The sequence below is a fragment of the Streptomyces sp. SID5910 genome (assembly GCF_009862125.1).
Lineage (GTDB): Bacteria > Actinomycetota > Actinomycetes > Streptomycetales > Streptomycetaceae > Streptomyces.
Window position 1 is genome coordinate 1 of record NZ_WWHX01000714.1, and the last position, 1512, is coordinate 1512.

1 protein-coding gene and 1 pseudogene are annotated in these 1512 nt (G+C 74.6%); both read left to right on the forward strand.

The annotated features are described in order from the left end of the window. Positions 1-523, forward strand: a pseudogene (locus tag GTW67_RS24805) (ABC transporter substrate-binding protein); the annotation flags it as partial. Further along, on the forward strand, positions 520-1473 hold the full coding sequence (locus GTW67_RS24810; protein WP_161167019.1) for an ABC transporter permease subunit: 954 nt from the start codon (positions 520-522) through the stop codon (positions 1471-1473). The pseudogene GTW67_RS24805 and the gene GTW67_RS24810, both read left to right, overlap by 4 nt. The last annotated feature ends 39 nt before the right edge of the window (positions 1474-1512 follow it).

The window sequence follows — 1512 nt, forward strand, 5'->3', positions numbered from 1 at the left end:
CCTCGACCGGGCCCGCGCCCTGCTGAAGCAGGCCGGCGCCGAGAACCTCCGCGTCACCCTCGACACCTCGTCCGTCGCCGCCGGATTCACCGAGGCCGCGAGCATCTTCCGCGACCAGGCCGCCCAGGCCGGCGTCACCGTGGACGTCAAGGTGGGCAGCAAGGACTCGTACTGGAGCGACATCCTCGACGGCGGCACCCTGTGCTGCTACCGCTCCGGCGCCATGCCCATCGAGGCGCACATCTCGCAGCGGCTGCTCACCGACTCCACCACCAACGCCACCAAGTGGCAGCACAAGGACTTCGACTCCCTCTACCAGCAGGCCCAGTCCACTCCCGGCCAGGCCGACCGCGCGGCCCTGTTCGCCCGCATGCAGCGCCGACTGCACGCCGAGGGCGGCTTCCTGGTGTGGGGCTTCGCCGACTGGATCATCGGAACGGCCCGCAACGTCGAGGGAGTTGAGCGCGACGCGCCCGCCAACACCCTGGACTGGGCCCGCTTCGACCGCGTGTGGCTGGCGTGAGCGCTGTCCGCTCCTTCGTCGTCCGGCGGCTGCTGCTCGGCGCCGCGCAGACCGTGGCCGTCGTGCTGCTGGTCTTCGCGCTCACCGAGGCACTGCCGGGCGACGCGGCGGTGGCCCTCGCCGGCGACCAGCCCGACCCCGCCCGCATCGCCGCCATCCGCGAGTCGATGGACCTGGACCGGCCGGCCCACGAACGGCTCGCCGACTGGGCGGCCGGCCTCGCGCACGGCGACTTCGGCACCTCCCTGGCCTCGGGCCGGCCCGTCACGCAGTACCTCACCGACGCGCTCGGCCCCACCCTGCTGCTCGCCGCCCTCACCCTGGCGCTGCTCGTCCCCGTCGGCTTCGGCCTCGGTGTGCTCGCCGCCCGCCACGAGGGACGGCTCGTGGACCGGGTGGTCAGCTCCGTCACCCTCGCGGTGTACGCGGTCCCCGAGTTCGCCCTCGGGGTGCTGCTGGTCACCGTCTTCGCGCTGCGGCTGGCCTGGCTGCCGCCGACCGCCGTCGGCTACGGCACCGACCTCCTCGCCCACCCGGCAGCCCTGGTCCTGCCCGTCCTCGTCCTGCTGTCCCGGCCCGTCTGCTCCCTCGCCCGCCTGGTCCGGGCCGGCATGGCCGACGCCCTCGCCTCCCCCTACGTCGCCCACGCCCGCCGCTACGGCGTCCCCGGCGCCCGGGTCCGCTACGCCCACGCCCTGCCGAACGCCGTGGCCCCGGCCGCGCAGCAACTCGCCCGCACCGCCGACTGGCTGCTGTGCGGCGTCATCGTCGTGGAGGCCCTCTTCGTGATCCCCGGTCTCGGCACCGTCCTCCTGAACGCCGTCGCCGAACGGGACCTGCCGGTGGTGCAGGGCCTGGCCGTGGTGTTCGGCGCCCTCACCGTCGTCCTCAACCTCGGCGCCGACCTCGTCGCCCACCGCTTCGCACCCCGGGCGGGGGTGGCCGCATGAGGCGACCTGCGGTGCGGCACCGCAGAGGTCTGCTCGGGG